Raw genomic sequence first — 16,058 nt, 5'->3', positions numbered from 1 at the left:
ATCGCCACCGACCCGAAGGGGCACATGCCGGCGTGGCCGGCCACCGGCCGAAGAACCCGTCCGAGTCCGGTCAGCCGCCCGGCCCCGGGGCCTGGCTGATGAACGTGTCCAGCACCCCGTCCGCGACCTTGACCGGCCCCTGGGGCCGGGTCGTGCCGGGGATGGTGGTGATCGCCGCCGCCCGGTCCGCCAGGTCCGCCGCCTTGGCGAAGTCCGCCTCGCCGGTGCCGCCGTGCAGGCTCGCGCGGAGGCCGTCGAGGGTGGCGTTCAGCGCGTCGCCCCACAGGTCGAGCGCGTCCAGCCACGGCTTGGTCTCGGCGAGGAACGCCGGGTCCGCCACGCCCGCGCGGATCCGCTCGGGCGCGCCCGCGAGCAGGTCCGCGTAGGAGCCGAGGGTGCGCAGGGCGGCGGCGCGCCGGGCCGGGGACCCGCTGTCCCAGGCGGTCCTGAAGGCGTCCAGCCGCGCGGCGAGCGCGGGCGCCTGGGGCTGCCAGTTCTCCGTGCCGAAGGTGGGCGCCAGGTGCTCCGTGTCGAAGAACGCGAGCAGGGCGCGGGTGGTGTCCGCGTCGCCGCCGGCCAGGTAGCCGGCCGCCGCCCGCCAGGTGCGGTCCGGGTCGTAGGCCATGTCGTTCCAGGCGAAGGAGGCGCCGCCGAAGAGGGCGACCTTGCTCGCCGCGGCCTGGTTCATCGGGTTGAGGACGATGCCGCTCAGCTCGTCGTGGAGGCCGGCCTCACGCTTGTCGTACGGGGCCATGAGGAGGCGTCCGGTGGTCTGGCCGTAGTCGTTGACCGGGTAGTTGTCCCAGAGGAACACCTTCCGGCCCCACACCTCGGACGCGGCGCGGGCGTCGGCCACGGTGACGGACGGCGGCACGACGGCCGTGCCGGTCCACTGCACGACGATCTTCGGGTCGAGCTGCTCCCGCAGGACGCTCTTGTAGGCGGAGTCGGCCGTGTCGGAGTACTCCGTGGGCACCATCTGGAGCGGCTGGGCACCGGAGTGGGTGTCGATGAAGTCGTGCTGGACGGCGTTGAGCAGGTCGGCCTGCGCCTGCCCGGCGCTGCCGCGGCCCGGCGCCCCGTAGGCGGCCTGATCGCCGTCACAGTTCCACTTCGTGTAACTGATGTCGTCCAGCGCGATGTAGAAGCTGCGTGCGCCCTGGTCGTAGAGGCTGCCGAGCTTCTTCTCCAGGGCGGCGACGTCGTCCGGGTCGCTGTAGCAGATGGACAGGCCCGGCGATACCGCGTACGTGAAGTCGACGTGGTGGGCGGTGGCCTGGTCGATGAGCTGGTGCAGGTCGGCCAGCCTGTCGGCGGGGTAGGGCTCGCGCCAGTTCTCCCGGAGGTAGGTGTCGTCCTTCGGGGTGTAGATGTACGTGTTGGCCTTGATGTCGCCGTAGAAGGCGAGCTGGTCGAGGCGGTCGGCCTGGGACCAGGGCGCCCCGTAGAACCCCTCGATGCTGCCGCGCAGCGGCATGCCCGGGTAGTCGGTGACGGTGACCGCCGCGATGCGGCCCCGCCCGGTGACGAGCTGGCGGAGCGTCTGGGCGGCGTAGTAGGTGCCGTCGCCGTCGTTACCCGCGAGCACGATCGTTCCGCCGCCGCCCGCCGCCCGGGACGCGAGCGAGTAGCCCTCCGCGACGAGGTCGCCGGGCACGGTCCCGCCCGCGGCGCGCAGCGCGCCGGCCACCGCCGGGTCGGTGATCGCACCGGCCACGACCGTGAGCTCCGCCTTCCCGGCGCCGGCGGAGGTGCTTCCCGCGCTGGCCGGGGCCCGGTCGACGTGGCGGGCTCCGGCCGCGGTCAGGGCGCGCTCGATCACGTCGACGCTCGGACCGTCCACGCCCTCGCCGGTCAGCAGCCGCACCCGGTCCGGCACGTGCAGGGCCGGGCCCGCCGCGGCCATGTGCTGCGGGGTGGGGGTGACCACGGGCAGGCCGGTACGGGGCGCGGTACCGCCGTCGACGGGCCTGGCGGTGGCCGACGGGGCGAGCGCGCCGGCCGGCACGGCGGTGAGCACGCCGAGGCTCAGGACGACGGCGCCGAGGAGGGGGAGGCGGGAAGGGCGGCTTCGGAATCTGAGGGGCACGGGACCTCCGGTGTTGATGGCCACCACGACAGGGATGGATGGGGATGTGGTCTAAACCACCACCGCCCGGTGCCCCTGTCAAGATCCGGGGAAGCAGCGCTGTTCCGGCCGGCCACCGGCGGTGACGTTCTGTCAGGGCCCGTCGGCACGGCTGCCGGAACCGCTGTCGGAACGGCCCGTCGGCACGGCCCCTCGACCCGGCCCACCGACGCGGCCCACCGACGCGGCCCCTCGACACGTTTTCCGTTCGTTCCTCATTCGGCGGGGGCGGTCGCCGCAGGCATTACGGTTCGATCTGTCCCGCGAGACCATCCGCCGGCCGCCGGAACAGGAAGCCCCCCGGAATGAGCACGTCGTCGAACACCCGAATCCAGCCGCAGACCACCGTCGTGGACGGGGTGTCTGTCCGCTTCGCCGAGGGCGGTGCGGGCGAGCAGGACGCCCTTCTGCTCAGCCCCTGGCCGGAGAGCGTCTTCGCCTTCCAGCGCGTCTGGCCGCGGCTGTCCGAGCGTGCGCACCTGGTGGCGGTGGACCCTCCGGGCTTCGGCGGGTCCGAGCGCCGGGCCGACCTGCTCTCGCCGAAGGCGATGGGTGGCTTCGTCGTCCGCCTCGCCGACGCCTTCGGCCTGGCGAACCCGCACCTCGTCGGCCCCGACATCGGCACCTCGTCCGCGCTGTTCGCGGCGGCGGCACAGCCGGGGCGGTTCCGCAGCCTGGTGGTCGGCAGCGGGGGCGCCGCCGTGCCGTTGCAGCTCACGGGGGTCCTCAGGGAGTGGGTGGAGGCGGCGGACCTGGAGCCGTACCGCCAGATGGACGGGCGCCGGATCGTCACCGCCACCCTGGCCACCATCGAGGGGTACGAGCCGCCGCCGGAGATCCGGGAGGACTACCTCTCGTCGTACGAGGGCGACCGCTTCGCCGAGTCGATGCGCTACGTGCGCGCCTACCCGGAGCAGCTTCCGGAGCTGAGCGACATGCTTCCGGGCATCTCGACGCCGGTGCGCGTCGTGCAGGGCGGCGAGGACCAGGTGGTGCCGCCCGCCAACGCGGAGTTCCTCGACTTCCGGCTGCCGAACAGCCGCGTGGACCTCATTCCCGGAGCGGGGCACTTCTGCTGGGAGGAACGGCCCGACGACTACGCGGCGCTCGTCGCCGACTGGTGGGAGCGGTGGCCCGCGACGGCGTGACGCGGGTCCGCGGGCGGGGGCCGGCGGGCGGTCCTCGGGCGGGGGCTTCCAGCCGCCGGCCCGCGGAATGGGGACTTCCGGCCGCCGATCCGCGGACGGAGACGTCCAGCCGCCGGTCCCCGGAACGGGGACTTCCGGTCGCCGGCCCGCAGGCGGGGGCCATGTCCGTACCGGTGGGATTCCTGGCCGTTCGAGCACGGCGGCGGGGCGTGCGCCGCGGTGATGCTGAGGGGGCAACCGACCGACACTGCGATGGGAGCCGTTCATGTCCGAGGAGATCGCGGGGGTCGCCGTCCCCGACAGCCAGGTGGTCGCGGACGCGACCGAGCAGGTGCGGGAGACGAGCACCCCGCTCCTCTTCCACCACTCGCGCCGGGTGTTCCTGTGGGGCAGCCTCCAGGCCCGCGCCGCCGGCATCCGGCCGGATCCGGAGCTGCTCTACGTCGCGGCGCTCTTCCACGACACGGGCCTGGTGCCGGCCTACCGCACCGACGACCAGCGCTTCGAACTGGACAGTGCGGACCAGGCGCGCGCCTTCCTGCTCTCGCACGGCTACTCGGCCTCGGACGCCGACCTCGTCTGGACGGCGATCGCCCTGCACACCACGCCCGAGGTGCCCTGGAAGATGGCGCCGGAGATCGCCGCGACCACGGCGGGCGTGGAGACCGACGTGCTCGGCATGCGGCTGGGGAACCTGACGCGGGAGCAGATCGACGCCGTCACCGCGGCGCACCCCAGGCCCGACTTCAAGCGGCAGATCCTCCAGGCGTTCAAGGAGGGCTTCGACTACCGCCCGGACACGACGTTCGGCACCGTCAACGCCGACGTGCTCGAACACTTCGTGCCCGGTTTCCGGCACACCGACTTCGTGGAGGTCATCCAGAACTCCGACTGGCCGGAGTGAGGCCCCCGGGCCTTCGGCCCGTCAGGTCCGCCCGGTGGTGCTGGTGAAGCGCCGCTGGTAGCGCAGGGGCGAGATCGACAGGTGGGTGATGAAGGACCGGCGCAGCGACTCGGGCGTGCCGAACCCGGCCAGCTGGGCCGCCCGGGTGACCGTGTGCCCCGCGTCGAGGAGCGCCTTGGCGGTGTCGAAGCGGACCAGCTCGACGAACTTCGCCGGGGTCGTGCCCAACTCCTCGCGGAACAGGCGGGTCAGGTGCCGCGGGCTCACGCCGGCGAGGCGGGCGAGGTGTCCGGCGCCGTAGGAGCCGGCCGGGTCCGCCTTGACGGTGTCGACGACGTGCCTGAGCACGGGGGTGCGGGGCGTGGGGGCGAGGAGCGCGGCCGAGAACTGGGACTGGCCGCCCGCGCGCTGCATGTACACCACGAGCGACTTCGCGACCGTGCGCGTGAGGGCGGGGCCGTGGTCCTCCTCCAGCAGCGCGAGGGCGAGGTCGATGCCCGCGGTGACGCCCGCGGAGGTGTAGGTGGTGCCGTCCCTGACGAAGATCGCGTCCGGCCTGATCTCGGCCGAGGGGTGGCGGCGTGCGAGTTCGCGCGCGTGCTTCCAGTGGGTCGTGGCCCGCTTGCCGTCGAGCAGTCCGGCGGCGCCGAGGACGAAGGCGCCGGTGCAGATCGAGGCGATCCGGCCGGACCGCTCGGCGAGGACCGCCGCGGCGGTGCGCAGGTTCTCGGGCACGGGCTCCGCGGGGAAGGCCTCGCCGCCGGCGATGAGGGCCGTGTCGAGGCGCCCGGCTTCGTCCGCGGGCGCGTCGGCGGGGACGCGCATGCCGATCGACGACCGGACGTCGTCGCCGGTCGCCGAGAGGTACCGGATGCGGTAGTCCGTGCCCGAGAGGTTCGCCTCGGCGAAGACCTCGGCGGGGCCGGCCACGTCCAGCATCTTCACGCCGTCGAAGACGAGGATGCCGACGGTGTGTGCGCGCACGGGGGTCCTCCCTTCGGGTTCTGTACCGCTTCCCGACGGTACCCGGCCGGTACCGGCACGTGGGGCTGCGCCCCGGCCAACCCAGGGGCGCGGGGGGGGATAAGTGACAGCGTCCCTGACCTGTCCACCCCCGTGACCACTCGCCTACCCTGAGCAACGGTTACCGTGCGTGAAAAAGGGAGCCGTCCGGCTGGTTGGCCGGACGGCTCCCTTTGCTGTTTCACGTGCGGACCTTTCCGCGTGATTTAACTTGGGTTTCCGTCAGATCCTTGATGATATCGACGATTTCGTCACGAGAGGCAGCGAGAGCTAGTAATGGAGGGTCTTGTACCCGTCCCCTTGGCACTCGTGGCAGTTCTTCTCAGAAGTGACCACGACATACGAATTGATGTACTTCCGTGCAGACGGATTCCATTCCTTATGGGTTTCAGTGTGCGTCCAGCTCACACGGCCACCCTGACACGCATCGTTAGGGCACGGGATTGTCTCTCTGGCCATGGTTCAGCCCTTTACATTTCGCGGAGAGTTCTGCGGGTCAAGTAAATAACCACCCGCCCCCACGGAATCAAATCAACGTGGGAGCGGGGGCAGATCAACCCTCCGCCGATATACGGCGGTTCAACGTGGCATCTCTCTGGAGATGGAACAGCGTCTCGTCACGGAAGAAGAGAAGTTTTCCGTAAGTCACTGTGCTCCGCATGTCGACCACTTCATAGAAGTGCATGCCGAAGAGCAGGAAGTCCCCACGCTGGACGGTGTCGGAATTAACCGGCTCCGTTATCTTCACATGCTTCACTCGCCGGTTTCTTCCCTTCCCACCTGCTCCAGAACGGCAGTGAGCTTGCACGCTGTCTCGACATTGACGCGCCCCAACTCCACCAGGTAAATCGCCGGATTGTAGGAGACTCCGACTGGATCAGTATCCAGCGACGGTAAGACAACGCCGACTTTGTCGAGTGCCGCCCTGAGTTTCTTGACAGCCTCACCCACTTCCCGCCTACGTGCAGCGGGATGCTCGACCTTTTCCAACCTACTCATGACCCTCCCTCACCACCGTTCGGACTAGTAATCACCGGAAAGGACACCAGAGCCCTTGCAATCCGGGCATGGCGCGTCCCTCAGAGAATCGACAGTTCGTGTCACTGTCTTCTGCTGTACGTTGCTCCACTCCTGCACCACAGTTGGCACCCGCACAAACACGGTGCCGTTATTGCAGGGAGCACTGCTTTTCGCTCACGCTTGCCCCCTACCGGAACGCCCCGGAGGCAAGTCCGTACGCCATCAGGCCCAAACCGACGAACAGACCAGTCATGACGAGAGGCCATGCAATTTCGTCGAGGAAACGACCGAAGCACTCGCGAACGGTGCCCCGTTCTTTCACGGCATGGGCGGGCATGTCTCACCACCACCCAACAGCTCATAGGCACCAGCCAGACGCAAAATCAGACGCGCCCAGCAACGCAGCGTATCCTGACCGCTGACCTTGCTGTTCACCGTATGCTTCAGAAGCAGATTCGCGTGAAAGAGAATCGCCTTTCCAGCCGCTCGAAACTCTTCCGATCGCGTCGTTTCGCTCAGCTCTTGAACGCCGAGCATGAGAATCTGAATCTTGTTCCTCAGATTCACCAGCGCAATCGTAAGCGCTGCCCCCGTGGGGGGTTGGCTGTGTTTGAGCAAGCTCCGCACCACCGCCCGTGTCTCCGTCACGTTCAGTTGGGTGGGCGCTGCCAAAGGCGTCAACGCTCCGGTAGCGTCTGCCATGTCGACGGCCTTCCTTGTCCTCGTCGGCCACAGCCCCGGGCCGCTCCCTCCCAGTTGCGGTCGCGGGGGTCCGCCGTTCCTGGGCGGACGTGGCATGCAGTTGTTGAGCCCTGCTCCCCGACCTGCCTGGACCGGAGGCTTAGAACGGTCCGGGTCCGACCGGGGAGCAGGGGCCCCGCCCACCCGGCTGAAGCCGACGTGGCGTCATCAACCAGCGAAGCTCTGTGCCTTGGGTGGGCGGAGCACGTACAGCCAACCGCCGTGACAAGGAGCGCGGTACCGTTGCAAGGACACGGATTTTTAAATCCGTTAAGTTCCGAGCGAAGGGGAGGCGCGAACGGTGACCAGTCGCGACCCCAACGAGTCACTAGAACGGCTGTTCAACGAGACGGGGTGGACTTTCGAGCGCTTCGCGCGGGAGGTCAACAAGATCGCGACGGAGCGCGGTACCCCCGCGAGGTACGCCGCTCCGTCAGCGCATCAGTGGATTTCAGGAGTCAGGCCCCAGGGAGAAATCCCGCTCCCTGATCTTAGAAGCCCTATCTCGTAAACTCGGACGTCCGATTACGCGCGCTGAGGCTGGTTTCCCCGACCCTGCTAAGGGGGTGAATGAACCTGCGAGCACTGCTGAAGGGCTGATTGATTTGGGCATAAGCGATATGGACCCTTCGCGGCGCAGCATTATTGGCGCAACCCTCTTTTCAGTCGCGCTGACAGTGCCAGACTGGCCCGATGTCGTCGGACGCATGGAGCGAATCCAGAGAGGCCAAACTCACCGCATTGGAATGCAAGACGTCGACACGGTCATTGCCATGACTGAGCGAGTGTCCGACCTGGACGACCAATTTGGGGGACGTCATGCTAGGCCGATGGCAGCAGCCTTTCTGGTGAATACTGTTGCTCCCTATCTACGGTGTGATGGGCCGGAAGACGTCCGAAAAGCGATGATGTCCGCTGCCTCAGACCTGTGTTATCTCACGGGCTACATGGCCGTGGATGAGGGTTTCCATGGCCTTGCCCAACAGTATTACCTCAAAGCCCTACAGTTGGCCGGGGCTTCAGAGGACCATCTGACGTACTGCACAACGCTACGAGGAATGAGCGTGCAAGCCACCGACCGGGGGCATGGGCAGTACGCTGCACGTCTAGCGGACGCTGCCGCTGCGGCATCTCCGCAGGCAGGGCCCCGTATGCGAGCGTTCCTGGCGGGTCAACAAGCGCACGCTAGCGCTCAAATTGGCGACCGAAATAACGCCAACAGGTTCCTCCGTGAGGCGGAAATCGCCATGGAGAAAGCAGAGTCAAGGACAAAAACGTTCGGCTCTTACAACCCCTCCTCGCTTACGTATCACATCGGCCAAGTTCGATACGAACTCGGTGACCTTTCCGGCTCAATTTCGGCCTTGGCAGAGTCGGATAAACTGCGCCTTAGCACTTTCAGGAGAACCCGCATCCGTTATCTCTCACTCTTGGCTGAACGGCAATTGGAGATTGGTCACCCGGAAGAAGCCTGTGTGACGTGGGAAAATATCCTGGACATCTACCCACACGTTGCATCAGGGCAGTGCGACGAAAAAATTGCAGACATGGGAAGTCGAATTAAGCCGTACGTCAAGAATCGTAATGCTCGCGAACTATACGAGAGAGCACATCTAGTCGCCCCCAAGTTGATTGCTTAGAGTGGTGCCCAAAAAGGCCGTCCGGCTGAGTAGGCGGACGGCTTTTTTCCGCACCGTCACCGTCACCGTCACATAGAGTGGGCCGCTCGTGACAGGCGTGGTCAGGTCAGCGGGTCTATCACTTATCCACCAGGGGCGCGGGGAACTGCGCGAGCAACCACCCACCCACCGGTGGTCCGGACACGACAGAACCAGCCCCCTTGGGACGGCGACGACCTGTCGGTCTCATCGTGGCTGGTCGCTCCCCCACTGCCTTACTAGGGGCGTGGGAGGTGCCCCCACCTCTCTATCTGGGCGCAGCCACACATACGGGCGCCCCGGAAAGGGAGCGGGAAACCCGCGCAACCACCCACGCCGGGGTGCCCGCACATAACAGCACCCCCCTCACGCCACCTGCGGAAGCAACCCCTGCTCAGCCCAGATGATCTTGCCGTCCGCCGTGTACCGCGTCCCCCACCGCTGGGTGACCTGGGCCGTGAGGAACAGGCCCCGGCCGTCCTCGTCGCCGGCGCGGGCGTGCCGCATGCGGGGGGCCGCGGGGCTGCCGTCGTGGACCTCGCAGGTCAGGGTCTGGTCACGGAGGAGGCGGAGCTGGATGGGGCCCTCGGCGTGGCGGATGGCGTTGGTGACCAGCTCGCTGGCGACGAGCTGGCTGGAGAAGACCATGTCCGCCAGGTTCCAGGAGGAGAGCTGCCGCTCGACGAGGGAGCGGACGGTCGCCACCACGGCCGGGTCGCTCGGCAGGTCCCAGGTGGCCACCTGGTCGTCGTCGAAGACGTGCGTGCGTGCCAGCAGCAGCACCGCGTTCGGCCGGGGCGCGCCGTCCAGCAGCAGCTCGGTTGTGGTGCGGGAGGCCTCGTCCAGGGAGACGCGGCGGTCGTCGGCGAGGCGGCGGGTCAGGGTCTGGAACGGGGTGCGGCCCCGCTCAGGGCCGTCGCCCGCGAGCAGCCCGGGGGTGTAGAGCGCGATGGTGCTCTGCGGCGGCAGGTCGGTGTCGGCGGTGCCGAACGGGCTGTCGCCGGTGCCGAGGGCCACCCCGGAGGGCAGGTCGGCGGGCTCGACGGCGCCCTCCGGGTAGGCGATCAGCGGCGCCGGGTGCCCCGCGCTCGCCACGCTGAGGTGTCCCGTCGTCGGGTCGTACACCACGTAGGCGCAGGTCGCGCCCGCCACCCCGCCGGGGACTGGGGTGCTCGTCGCGTCGGGAACCTCGGGGCGCTCCCGGCTGATGTGCGTGACGAGGTCGTCGAGCCGGGCCAGCACCTCGTCGGGGCCGAGGTCCAGCTCGGCGAGGGTGTGGATGGCGGCGCGCAGCCGGCCCATCGCCGCGGAGGCGAGCACCCCGCCGCCCACGACGGTGCCCACCACGAGCGCCAGCCGGGCGCCGGGCAGCGGGATCGCGTCGAACCAGTCGCCGCCGGTGCCCTCGGCCACGCCGCTGTGCGCGATGTCCATGGCGCTCTGCGGCGGGAAGCGGGAGGGCAGCAGCTCCTGGCGGACCGTGCGGGCGAGGGCGTGCTCGCGGGTGAAGCGGCGCGCGTTGTCGATGCACACCGCGGCGCGCGAGCTGACCTCACGCGCGGTGACGATGTCGTCGTCCTCGAAGGTGCGCGAGGTGCCGAAGCGGTAGAAGGTGGCGAGCCCCAGCGTCGTGCCGCGCGCCCGCAGCGGCACGGTGAGCGCGAACAGGCCGTGGCCGCCCTCCCCCAGGTCCTGGGTCAGCCGGCGTCCGGACGGCTCGGGCTCGGTGACCCGGAACAGCCGGGGCTCCTCGCGGAGGAGGCAGTCGTCCCCGATGGGCGGGAACGGGAAGGTGGTCCCGACGTCCACCAGCGGATCGCCGCTCTCGGCGCCGAGCACCGGGTTGACGGCGCCGGCGACGCGGCGGAGCGCCGCGTGCCGGATCACCTCGGGCTCGTCTCCGCGGAGAACCGGATCGAGGATGTCGGCCACGGCGGCGTCGCAGAATTCGGGTACGACGACGTCGGTCAGCTCCTGGGCGGTGCGCAGGATGTCCAGGGTGGTGCCGATGGCCACGCCCGCCTCGGCGAGCAGGGCGAAGCGCTGCTCGGCCCGGCGGCGCCGCGTGATGTCCACCAGGGTGGCCGCCACGCCCACCACGCGCCCCGCCGCGTCCTGGAGCCGGAAGGCCGAGGTGGAGAAGTGGCGCTCGGTGTCCGGCTCGCCCGGCGGGAACCCGTGCGAGTCGAAGCCGACCACGGGGACGCCGGTCTCCAGGACCTTGGTGAGCGCGGCCTCCTTCTCGTCGGAGTTGGAGTCGGGCCACAGGTCGCGGGGCCGCTTGCCCAGGCCGTGCGCGGCGTAGATGCCCTGTCCCTCGGCCGCGGCGTTGTAGCGGCGCAGCCGCAGGTCCGTGTCGAAGATGCAGAGCCCGACGGGCGACTGGTTGAACAGGGTCTCCAGCGTCGCGCTGTCGGTGGCGTCCCCCAGCACCACGGGGTTCAGCGTCAGCCGCCAGGCCGGCTCGCCGTCGGGGGCCGGCTCCGCGGGGCGGACCCGCACGGAGCACTTCTCGACGTGCCCGTCCTTGTGGCGGAGGCACAGCGCTGCCCCGCGCCGCTGGTCGCCGTGGGACACCGCCCCGTCCGCGAGCAGGGAGACGGCCATCCGGCCCACCGCCTCGGAGCCCCGGTAGCCGAGGAGGCGCTCGGCCTCCGGGCTCCATGCGGTGAGGACTCCGTGCCGGTCGATGGTGACGCCCGCCTCGGGCCCGGCTGCTCCGGCCGTCCTGCGCGGGTTGTTCTCCTCGTACGTGAGGATGGGGTCACCCACAGGTATCAATCCCTCTGTTGCCTTCTCTACCAGGATGGCACGGTATGGGGTACTTGAAACGGGTTCTGCGGTGCTGTCCCGGCATCGTCCGCGGCGGCCCGCCGGGCACCGGACGGGCTTGTAAACGGCCCCGTTGACCTGGAGAAACGCCCTCCGGACGCGCTCGGGAGGCAGCCGGCGCCCACCCCCGGGAGAGAGCGCCGGCACCCCGGAGCGCACCCTGGGCGAGGGGGCGGCCGCCGGCGCGGACCGGTCGGGGCTACGGGGAGACGGGATCCGGTGGCGGGACCCTGTCGAGCGGGCGGGCCGGACGAGATATCTTGATGTCAAGCAATGTTGCAGACGTAGCAGACGAAGACACGTAGCAGACGCAGACGCGGAGCGGAGCACCGGTGACAGACGCGACCATCATCTACACGCACACCGACGAGGCACCGGCCCTGGCGACGTATTCCTTCCTGCCGGTGATCGAGGCCTACGCCTCCACCGCCGGCGTCGCCGTGGAGACCCGGGACATTTCCCTCGCGGGGCGGATCATAGCCAGCTTCTCCGAGTGGCTTCGGGAGGACCAGCGCACCGACGACGCCCTCGCGGAGCTCGGTGAGCTGGCGCAGACGCCCGCGGCGAACATCATCAAACTGCCGAACATCTCGGCGTCGATCCCGCAGCTCAAGGCCGCCGTCGCGGAGCTGAACGAGCAGGGCTACGCGCTGCCGCCGTACCCGGACGAGCCGAAGACCGACGAGGAGCGGGACATCCGCGCCCGCTACGACCGGGTCAAGGGCAGCGCCGTGAACCCCGTGCTGCGCGAGGGCAACTCCGACCGGCGCGCTTCGGCGTCCGTGAAGAACTACGCCAGGAACCACCCGCACCGCATGGGCGCCTGGTCGGCCGAGTCGAAGACGAACGTCTCCCACATGACCGGCGACGACTTCCGCTCCACCGAGAAGTCCGCCGTGATCGCCGCCGACGGCTCCCTGCGCATCGAGCTGTCCGGGGACGACGGCAGCACCACGGTGCTGCGCGAGTCGGTGCCGGTGCTCGCGGGCGAGGTCGTCGACGCCTCCGTGATGCGCGTCGCCGCGCTGCGCGAGTTCCTCTCCGCGCAGGTCGACCGCGCCAAGGCCGAGGACGTGCTGTTCTCGGTGCACCTGAAGGCCACCATGATGAAGGTCTCCGACCCGATCATCTTCGGCCATGTGGTGCGCGCGTTCTTCCCGAAGACGTTCGCCGAGCACGGCCAGGCCCTCGCCGCGGCGGGACTCACCCCCAACGACGGCCTCGGCGGCATCCTCAAGGGCCTTGAGGCCCTGCCCGACGGCGCGAAGATCAAGGAGTCCTTCGACGCGGAGCTGGCCGCCGGCCCCGCGCTCGCGATGGTCGACTCCGACCGCGGCATCACCAACCTGCACGTGCCGAGCGACGTCATCGTGGACGCCTCGATGCCCGCCATGATCCGCACCTCGGGCCACATGTGGGGCCCGGACGGCCGGGAGGCGGACACCCTCGCGGTGATCCCGGACAGCAGCTACGCCGGCATCTACCAGGTCGTCCTCGACGACTGCCGCGCCAACGGCGCCTTCGACCCGGCCACCATGGGCTCCGTGCCGAACGTCGGCCTGATGGCGCAGAAGGCCGAGGAGTACGGCAGCCACGACAAGACCTTCGAGATCCCCACCACCGGCACGGTGCGGGTGCTCGACCGGGACGGCGCCGTGGTGCTGGAGCAGACGGTCTCCGCCGGCGACGTCTTCCGGATGTGCCAGACGAAGGACGTGCCGATCCGGGACTGGGTCAAGCTCGCGGTCACCCGGGCGCGCGCCACCGGCGACCCCGCGGTGTTCTGGCTGGACGAGGGCCGGGCGCACGACGCGCAGCTCATCGAGAAGGTCAGGGCCTACCTGCCCGAGCACGACACCGAGGGCCTGCGGATCGAGATCATGTCCCCGGTCGACGCGACCGCGTTCTCCCTGGAGCGGATCAGGCGCGGCGAGAACACCATCTCCGTCACCGGCAACGTCCTGCGCGACTACCTCACCGACCTCTTCCCGATCCTGGAGCTGGGCACCAGCGCCAAGATGCTGTCGGTGGTCCCGCTCATCAACGGCGGCGGGCTCTTCGAGACCGGCGCGGGCGGCTCGGCTCCGAAGCACGTCCAGCAGCTCGTCAAGGAGAACTACCTGCGCTGGGACAGCCTGGGCGAGTTCCTGGCGCTCGCGGTCAGCTTCGAGCACCTGGCGCAGAAGACAGGCAACGCCCGCGCGCAGGTCCTCGCGGACACCCTGGACCGCGCCAACGCCACCTTCCTCAACGAGAACAAGTCCCCCACCCGGCGCGTCGGCGGCATCGACAACCGCGGCAGCCACTTCTACCTGGCGCTCTACTGGGCCCAGGAGCTGGCGCGGCAGAGCGACGACGCCCGGCTCGCCGAGGCGTTCGCGCCGCTGGCCAAGACGCTGACCGAGCAGGAGGGCAGCATCGTCGAGGAACTGCTCGCGGTGCAGGGCTCGCCCGCGGACATCGGCGGCTACTACCAGCCGGACCCGGTGAAGGCGGCGGCCGTGATGCGCCCGTCCAGCACGTTCAACCAGGCGCTGGCGTCCCTGACGTCCTGACGCCCCCGCATCGGGCCTCGGCGCACGCCCCGTCCCACGGGTGTGCGCCGGGGCTCGCGGTCTGAGCGAGCCTCGTGCTCGTACAGGCCGGCGGAGACCCCCTACCGCGCCTGGAGCAGCCCCTCCGACTGCCTGCGCCACACCCGCACACCCGGGGCAAGCCGTCCGGCTGTGTCATGCCGGTCGGCACGCTCGGGGCGCGGAATCAGCCTTACGCCCTGTCGGGCAATGCCTCGAACAGGTCAAGAGACGTCATTCGGAACGTCTTGCAGCATCCGCCCGAAAAGCGCCGCGACTTGGGCTGTCAGCTCGGTGGTGCTGGAGCCGCGCGCGGCTGACATATCGTCCATCGGGCCGTCGATGGCCAGCATGGCCAGGCCGGCGCCCAGTGACCAGACCATGGTGACCAGCACGGCAGGGTCGCCCGGCGGGGCGCTGCCCTCGCGTTGGGCGGCCAAGACGGTGTCGGTGGCCAGCTGGATCCCCTCCTGCGCGAACCCCTCGGCCACCGGGCCCTTGCCCGTTCGGGACAGCTCCGGCCGGTACATCAGCCGAGCGTACCCGGTGTGCTCGCGGGCAAAGCGCACGTACGCCTCGATCATCGCCCCCAGCGCCTCGACCGGCGTACTCGCGCCGTCGCGGGCCGCCCGCAACTCGGTGACCAGGAGCTCGAAGCCCCGGGCGGTGATGGCGTTGAGCAGCGTGGCGCGGTCGGGGAAGTGATGGTACGGCGCCCCAGGGCTCACCCCGGCCTCCCGCGCGACTCGCCGGAGGCTGACCGCGCCGATGCCCTCGACCTCGATCAGCGCGAGGCAGGCAGTCATCAGCTCCTCGCGCAGAGCGCCGTGGTGGTACGGGGACCTGGTCTGACCGGAAGGCACCCGTTGAGTGTAGAGCCCGGCCATCTATACACTGCTTACATTCTGAACGCCGATTAGATTGGCGAGGGTGCACATGAGAGTTCTGATCACGGGGGCCACCGGATACGTCGCCGGACACTGCATCGCCGAGCTTCTGGCCAGTGGCTACTCCGTACGCGGCACCGTACGCGACCTGCGCACCGCCGACGTCGCCCACCTGCGCGCACTGGCCAGGGGTACGGGCGGCGAGCTGGAGTTCGTCGAAGCCGACCTGGCCGACGACTCCGGCTGGATCGAGGCGGTCGACGGGTGCGCGTACGTCTGGCACGTGGCGTCGCCGTTCCCCAGCACGGTCCCGCGCGACGAGGACGAGCTGATCCGCCCCGCGATCGACGGCACCCTGCGGGTGCTGCGGGCCGCTGAGTCCAGCGACTCCGTCCGCCGCGTGGTGCTGACCTCTTCGGGGGCCGCCGTGCACTACGGGCATGACAGCGACCGGGTGTTCACCGAGGCGGACTGGACCGACCCGGGCAAGGCAAGCCCCTATGCGAAAAGCAAGACGCTGGCCGAGAAAGCGGCCTGGGGCTTCGCCCGCGCATCCGGACTGGAGCTGGTCGTACTCAATCCGGGCACCGTCCTCGGCCCGATGCTGAACACCGACGTCAACACCTCCCTGGAGCTGATCCGGCGGATCATGCGGGGCGCGCTGCCGGTCGTCCCGAAGATCGGATGGGATGTCGTGGACGTCCGCGACCTTGCCCGCCTGCACCGGCTCGCCATGGAGACGCCGTCGGCGGCCGGGAACCGGTACATCGCGGTCGGCCGGTTCATGTGGGCCCAGGAGATGGCGTCCGTACTGGCCGGCCGCTACCGGTCGCACGGCTACCGGATCGGCACGGGCGCGATGCCGTACTGGTTGATGTGGGTGATCTCCCGGTTCGACCCGAGCGGCCGTCTGGCGCTCACGTTCTGGGGGCGTGAGGATCGCAGCAGCGCGGCCAAGGCGGAGAAGGAGCTGGGTTGGACGTCCCGGCCACCGTCCGATGCCGTCCTCGACACCGCCGCCAGCATGATCGAGCTCGGTGTGGTCCCCCGGCGTTAGTCACACGCCTTCTTGAAGCTTGCTCCCCCGCCTGAAGGACTTCGTTGGGAAATCCGTGATTCGGGCGGGGTGGAGTCGTTGATCTTC

At 69.5% G+C, this 16,058-nt stretch carries 12 protein-coding genes; 5 read left to right on the top strand and 7 right to left on the bottom strand.

Annotated features, from left to right (window positions below):
• Positions 1-70: 70 nt before the first annotated feature.
• Positions 71-2,089, bottom strand: a complete 2,019-nt coding sequence (locus Sm713_RS11125; protein ID WP_249416229.1) for a beta-N-acetylglucosaminidase domain-containing protein — start codon at positions 2,087-2,089, stop codon at positions 71-73.
• Between the two features lie 344 nt (positions 2,090-2,433).
• On the opposite strand from Sm713_RS11125, the gene Sm713_RS11120 reads away from it, so the two are divergent.
• On the top strand, positions 2,434-3,276 hold the full coding sequence (locus tag Sm713_RS11120; RefSeq protein WP_212909456.1) for an alpha/beta fold hydrolase: 843 nt from the start codon (positions 2,434-2,436) through the stop codon (positions 3,274-3,276).
• A gap of 265 nt (positions 3,277-3,541) precedes the next feature.
• Positions 3,542-4,180, top strand: a complete 639-nt coding sequence (locus Sm713_RS11115) for an HD domain-containing protein (protein ID WP_212909455.1) — start codon at positions 3,542-3,544, stop codon at positions 4,178-4,180.
• 21 nt (positions 4,181-4,201) lie between these two features.
• Here the strand turns inward: Sm713_RS11115 and Sm713_RS11110 are convergent, their stop codons facing one another.
• From Sm713_RS11110 to Sm713_RS11095, 4 genes are all read right to left on the bottom strand, one after another.
• On the bottom strand, positions 4,202-5,164 hold the full coding sequence (locus Sm713_RS11110; protein WP_283249770.1) for a GlxA family transcriptional regulator: 963 nt from the start codon (positions 5,162-5,164) through the stop codon (positions 4,202-4,204).
• Between the two features lie 592 nt (positions 5,165-5,756).
• Positions 5,757-5,960, bottom strand: coding sequence for a hypothetical protein (locus Sm713_RS11105; protein ID WP_212909454.1), 204 nt, complete (start codon positions 5,958-5,960; stop codon positions 5,757-5,759).
• On the bottom strand, positions 5,957-6,202 hold the full coding sequence (locus Sm713_RS11100; RefSeq protein WP_212909453.1) for a hypothetical protein: 246 nt from the start codon (positions 6,200-6,202) through the stop codon (positions 5,957-5,959). The genes Sm713_RS11105 and Sm713_RS11100 overlap by 4 nt, the downstream gene beginning before the upstream one ends.
• Before the next feature lie 339 nt (positions 6,203-6,541).
• A complete protein-coding gene (locus Sm713_RS11095) occupies positions 6,542-6,925 on the bottom strand; it encodes a hypothetical protein (RefSeq protein WP_212909452.1) in 384 nt (127 codons plus the stop codon).
• Between the two features lie 869 nt (positions 6,926-7,794).
• On the opposite strand from Sm713_RS11095, the gene Sm713_RS41450 reads away from it, so the two are divergent.
• Positions 7,795-8,604 carry a transcriptional regulator gene (locus Sm713_RS41450; RefSeq protein WP_308293162.1) on the top strand — a complete coding sequence of 270 codons (810 nt, stop codon included), beginning with the start codon at positions 7,795-7,797 and terminating at the stop codon, positions 8,602-8,604.
• Positions 8,605-8,988: 384 nt separating this feature from the next.
• Here Sm713_RS41450 and Sm713_RS11085 read toward each other — a convergent pair whose 3' ends face one another.
• On the bottom strand, positions 8,989-11,394 hold the full coding sequence (locus Sm713_RS11085) for a SpoIIE family protein phosphatase (RefSeq protein WP_212909451.1): 2,406 nt from the start codon (positions 11,392-11,394) through the stop codon (positions 8,989-8,991).
• A 392-nt stretch (positions 11,395-11,786) separates the two neighbouring features.
• Here Sm713_RS11085 and Sm713_RS11080 point away from each other — a divergent pair, with 392 nt between their 5' ends.
• Positions 11,787-14,009, top strand: a complete 2,223-nt coding sequence (locus tag Sm713_RS11080) for an NADP-dependent isocitrate dehydrogenase (RefSeq protein ID WP_212909450.1) — start codon at positions 11,787-11,789, stop codon at positions 14,007-14,009.
• Between the two features lie 242 nt (positions 14,010-14,251).
• Here Sm713_RS11080 and Sm713_RS11075 read toward each other — a convergent pair whose 3' ends face one another.
• Positions 14,252-14,890 (bottom strand): TetR/AcrR family transcriptional regulator, encoded by a 639-nt coding sequence (locus Sm713_RS11075; protein ID WP_212909449.1) that lies wholly within the window; start codon positions 14,888-14,890, stop codon positions 14,252-14,254.
• Positions 14,891-14,963: 73 nt separating this feature from the next.
• On the opposite strand from Sm713_RS11075, the gene Sm713_RS11070 reads away from it, so the two are divergent.
• The gene (locus tag Sm713_RS11070) at positions 14,964-15,971 is read left to right on the top strand and encodes an aldehyde reductase (protein ID WP_249416567.1); all 1,008 of its coding nucleotides are present in this window, start codon (positions 14,964-14,966) and stop codon (positions 15,969-15,971) included.
• Positions 15,972-16,058: the final 87 nt, after the last annotated feature.

The organism is Streptomyces sp. TS71-3 (assembly GCF_018327685.1).
GTDB lineage: Bacteria > Actinomycetota > Actinomycetes > Streptomycetales > Streptomycetaceae > Streptomyces.
Note: the sequence above shows the minus strand (reverse complement) of the source record. Positions and strands in the feature narration are given on the sequence as shown.